We start from the raw sequence: 4,618 nt of genomic DNA, 5'->3' as shown, positions 1-4,618 counted from the left end.
CGCCGCGCACGTGTGCGGGAATATGCGCGCGGGTTCCCTCGTCGGCCTCGAACACGTAGTGATCGAACATCTCCCGCCAGTGCGCGCGTTGCGTGGGTGGCAGCTCGCGCAGGGCCAACATCGCCAGCATCAGGGCATTCATCGGTGCATCCATCCACGCCGGTACCGGTCGCCACCAGGTGTTGACCAGAACGTTGAACGCCTCCAGGCCTTCCATGTGGTGCCACCACAACGAGGGAATGAACACCGCATCGCCCGGGCCCAGCTCGGCGACCTGGGCCTGTGCGAGCGCCTGGGGGAAGCGCGGGAAGCGCTGCAGGTCCGGCGCGGCGAAGTCGACCAGGCTGACCGCCTGGCCGGCCGGGGTGAAGTCCAGCGGCCCGATGTACAGGTTGTCGATCTGCCCGGGTGGGAACAGCGTCACCCGGCGCCGCCCGGCCGCCACGCAGGCCAGGTTGTCCGGCACGTCCTGGTGGGCGGCGATGCGCGAGCGGTTGCCGATCCAGATGCTGGTCAATGGATCGTGCACGCCGAGCGCGAGCGGATTGGCCGCCGCGAAGCCGGGCAGGAAACTGTCGAGCGTGGTGGAGGCGACGTAGATGGTGGGCGGGGCCGCTTCGCCCTGGTATTTGAGCAGCGTGTCCAGCACTACCTTCAGCGCGATCTGCTCGCGGCGGAAGTTGAAGCCGCTCATGTCCGCGTTGTAGAAGATCCGGCCCTGCGCCTGCGGTGCGGCCGTGGTGGCGGTGACCGGCATCTGGCCATGGTCGAACTGCTTGAGATGGCCCACCGCGGACGCCGCCGAGTCACGCGCGGCGGCCACCATCGGCCAGTGGGCGACCAGTCCGCGCAGCACCTTCGGGGTGGTCCACGACGGCAGCAGCGCGGGCAGTTGCGCCGGATCCAGATCCGGGATCTCGTCGATCGGGCCGGGCAGGGTGGACATGGACATCCTCGGGGGATGGAGGGGATGGCGCCCACCGTAGCGCACGGCAGGCGCGTGAAGCGACCGATCGCAAGGCGGAGCGGCCGCTCGTATGGAGCGGCCGACCGACGGGCGGCCCGGGTGGGATCAGAACTTGTAGCGCACGCCGAACATGTAACGCGGGCCGGTCTGGGTGGCGTAGCGCAGCATGTTGGTGTGGCGCGAGTAAGTGCGCATGGTTTCGTCGGTGAGGTTGATCGCTTCCACGCTCAGGGTGAGCTGGTCGCTGACCGCGTAGCTGATGTTCAGATCCAGCTGGCCATAGGCATCTGTGTAGTTGGGGTTCGGGCCCTGGCCACCGATGCCGTTGAGGAACGTGTCGCGCCAGTTGTAGGCCGCACGCACCTGCCAGTTGTACTTCTCGTAGAACAGCACCAGGTTGGCCGAATCGCTCAGGCCGATCATCGGGTACTGGTCGCCCAGGCTCAGGTTGTCGAAGGTCAGCCCGGACTTCACCTTGGTGTAGTTGGCGGYCAGGCCGAAACCGGTCTGCCCGAACAACTGCTGCACGCTGAGTTCCCAGCCGTCCAGGTGGTCCGAACGCTGGTTGGCCGGCACGGTGATGTCGAACCCGGCCACCGGGTCGCCGGGCTGGCCGACGATGGTGCCGGTGCGCTGCCCGGCCGAGTTGGTGCCGGTGGCAGTCACGCCCGGATCGCCGTCGTGGTTGGCAAAGATGTAATCGCGGATGCACGGCATGTCGGTGACGCCGCAGCCCGATGCCAATGCCTCGTTCCAGTAGGTGCCGCCCACCGGCGTATGCAGCCCGGCGCTGTTGTCGCGCACGATGGTGTTGCTGATGAAGTTCTTGATGTTCTTGCGGAAGAAGCCGACCGAGGCGTAACTGGATTGGCCGTAGTACCACTCCAGCGACAGGTCGAAGTTGTCCGACAGCAGCGGCTCCAGGGCCGGGTTGCCGCGTGAGCCGGTGCCGCCCTGGGTGCGCACGATGTTGTCGAAGCGCCGACCGCTGTCGATCTGGGTCCAGCCGGGCCGGCCGATGCTGCGGCTGTAGCTGCCGCGCAGCGCGAGTGTTTCGGACAGGTCCAGCTTCAGGTCCACGTTGGGCAGCACGTAGTCGTACTTGCCCTTGCCGCCGATGAAGGTGCCCTCGGCGGCGTAGCCCAGGTTGAACTCATTGGCCGAGCCCCAGTTGATGCTGGTCGGTACGCGCACCAGCGCGGTCGATTCCACCTCGGTCTGCTCGTAGCGCACGCCGGCGGCCACATGCAGCGGCATCGACCCGTCGACGGTGGTGCGGTACTGCAGGTAGGCGCTCTTGGAGGTTTCGGTGGTGCGGATGTCTTCGGTGTACTCGGTGGGCGCCAGGTAGCAGGTGGGGCAGGGCGGCTCGCCGTTGGCGGCGACCTGGCCGGCGCGCTCGCGCAGGCGGTCGAAGTCGAATACCAGGAACTGCCCGGTCAGGCGCGGATCGCTGTGGCCGGAGAACGCATCGAAGTACCTGGCCATGTCATCGGCGTACAAGATGTTGTCATCGTAGTCGGCCGGACTGCCCAGGCCGCCCCACGTGTCGCGCTGCATGATCGCCGAGGCCGAGCGGTTTTCCACCTTGGTGTGGCCTACGCCGAAGTCCAGCGCGGAATAGTCGGCGAACTTGAACGTACCGCGGCCCTGGTACTGCTGCACCTTGGATTTGTTGTAGCTGTTCTGGAACACCGAACCGGTGACCAGCGCATCGGCGGCCTGCACGCCGCCCGGCGGCAGCGCGATGTTGATGATCGGCAGGTCGCCGCTGTAATCCACCGTGGTCTTGCCGCGCACGAAGGCGGCCACGCCGAGTACGCCAGCAGAGCCGTACGGGCCGTCCGGCTGGGATTCGGCGGTGGAGTTGTGGACGTCGAAGGACAGGTCCAGCGCGTCGTTCACTTCCCAGTCCACGTTGAAGCCGAGCGAGTCCATGGTGTTCTTGGTGGCCAGCTTCATGCCGCCCATCGACACGTCCGAGTTGGTCATGTCCTCGCTGTAGATGATCGGCGCCGATATCGGGCCGTTGGTCCAGGTGCTGTCGCCGGGCCCGTAGTTGAACCACACCGAGAGTTCGCTGCGCTGCTGCTGCACCTTGTTTTCCACGTAGGTGTAATCGAGCGTGGTGGTGATGTTGTCCGCTGGCTTCCACTGCAAGGTTGCCTGGCCGTTGGTGCGCTGGCGCTGCACGCCATTGACGTTGTAGGCGGTGTTCTGCGGGCGCGCGTACACATCGGTGGGGCCGGGGCGGTTCTGGATGCGGTCCGCGTAGCCTTGGCCCGGCTGCGGCAGGGCGCGCCAGTCGCTGCTTTCATTGCCGTAGAAGGTGGCCCAGCCTTCGGCCACGGTGGCCTGGTTGAAGCCGGAGTCGCGCTCCTGGTAGCTACCGCTCAGGGTCACGCCGAAGCGGTCGTCGGCGTAGCGCTGGCTGAAGATGCCCGACWGTTCGCCGGTGACGCTGGAGCCCTGCAGGGTACGCGGCAGGTTGTCGTTGGAGCTGTCGTTGACCGCCTTCAGGCCGAGGCTGATCACCGGCTCGGATTCCAGCGGACGCATCGTCTTGATGTCGATGGTGGCGCCGATGCCGCCGGTGGGATTGTCGGCGCAGGTGGTCTTGTACACCTCCACCGCCGAGATCGACTCGGAGGCGATGTTGGCGAAGTCGAACGAGCGCGAGCCGGACAGTCCGCCACCGCCGTTGCCGAGGTTGGAGGACGGCATCTGGCGGCCGTTGAGCAGCACCAGGTTGAAGTCCGGGCCGATGCCGCGCACGGTCACCTTGGAGCCTTCGCCGCTGGAGGTGCGGTCGATCGATACGCCGCTGATGCGCTGCAGCGATTCGGCCAGGTTGGTATCGGGGAACTTGCCGATGTCTTCGGCGACGATACCGTCGACCACGCCCTGGCTGTCGCGCTTGAGGTTCATCGACGAGGTGAGGCTGCCGCGGATGCCGGTGACCTGCACCGCGTCCAGCGTGGCCGGGTCGGGCGCCTCCCCCGTGGCCGGGCGGGTCGGATCCTGCGCCCAGGCAGGGCTGGCCAGCACGGCCAGCAGCGCGGAAGTGAGCATCGCCTTGCGGGGTACGACCTTGTACGTCTTCATGAAAGCTCCCTCCCCAGGGAAATCGATAATGGCGTCCTACGGCGTGATGGCACGGTTCAACCGCACACGGGCCGGATTGGGGRCCATCGTTGACAGCGTTGTCAACAAACGACCCTGCCATTGCGGATCCGCCCGGCACGGGCGCCACGTCCAGCGCTGTCATCCGGGCCGTATCGACCACCGGTAAAGCACCGTGGCGCAGGGCCTGCGGTGTGTTTCCTGCGGTATCCCGTGCGGCCGCTGCAGCATGCAGGCCGCGTTGTGCAGTGCAGAACGAAACTGCGCGGATGCCCGAAGCAGGCCGCCTTTGCCGCCCATGTCCCGTCCGGTGACAGCGCTGGACAATCGATGACGAAGCGGGTTCCATGTGTGGCCGCCGAATGGCTGGCATACCCTTCAACAAGGACATGCAATGGACAACCCTGCTGCAGTGCGTGGGCAACACGTGCAAAGCAACCGCGTGGCGCTGACGGTGGTCACCGCGATCTTCTTCATGTGGGGCTTCCTGACCTGCCTCAACGACATCCTCATTCCGCACCTCAAGGC

Annotated in this window: 2 protein-coding genes; both read right to left on the bottom strand. The window is 66.3% G+C overall.

All coding sequences use genetic code 11. The features are described 5' to 3' along the window. On the bottom strand, positions 1–946 hold a 946-nt coding region (locus tag ACXJKH_RS15395; protein WP_457320568.1), incomplete at its 3' end, for a cupin-like domain-containing protein. Between the two features lie 126 nt (positions 947–1,072). After that, positions 1,073–4,072, bottom strand: a complete 3,000-nt coding sequence (locus ACXJKH_RS15390) for a TonB-dependent receptor (protein WP_457320566.1) — start codon at positions 4,070–4,072, stop codon at positions 1,073–1,075. Positions 4,073–4,618: the final 546 nt, after the last annotated feature.

It is taken from the genome of Stenotrophomonas sp. P5_B8, from assembly GCF_054049855.1.
Note: the sequence above shows the minus strand (reverse complement) of the source record. Positions and strands in the feature narration are given on the sequence as shown.